We start from the raw sequence: 383 nt of genomic DNA on the forward strand, positions 1-383 counted from the left end.
GAGTCATTCGACTCGAGGTGAGAGCTCACCATCGCTGTGGTACTGGGGTCTGTTGCTTCGCCTTGGAGGAAGCGGCAGTTCTGGCCGAGGACTTCACTCGCGCTGTAGCCGGTCAGCCGTTCGAATCCCTTGTTGAGGTAGACGAGTGGCTCATTGGGTTGTTGTGCATCCGCTATCGATATCCCGAGTTCAGCCTCGTCCATCGCTCGCGTCTTCATGCGAAGTTCACGTTCCCTAGCTTTTCGCGCGGTGATGTCCCGCCCCACGCCCTGAATGCCGACTGCATCGCCGTTTTCAGTGACTGGTGTCGCATTCACCTCAATAGTCGCTGTGTCTCCTGTCGCGTCGAGAAATTCCAGTTCAAGTTGCTCAACTACTTCGCC

Annotated in this window: 1 protein-coding gene; it reads right to left on the reverse strand. The window is 56.7% G+C overall.

What is annotated here, in order from left to right; translation table 11 throughout:
• The coding region (locus AUR66_RS18220) for a PAS domain S-box protein (RefSeq protein WP_157533225.1) at positions 1–383 on the reverse strand (383 nt) is incomplete at both ends.

It is taken from the genome of Haloferax profundi, assembly GCF_001469865.1.
Taxonomy (GTDB): Archaea; Halobacteriota; Halobacteria; order Halobacteriales; family Haloferacaceae; genus Haloferax; species Haloferax profundi.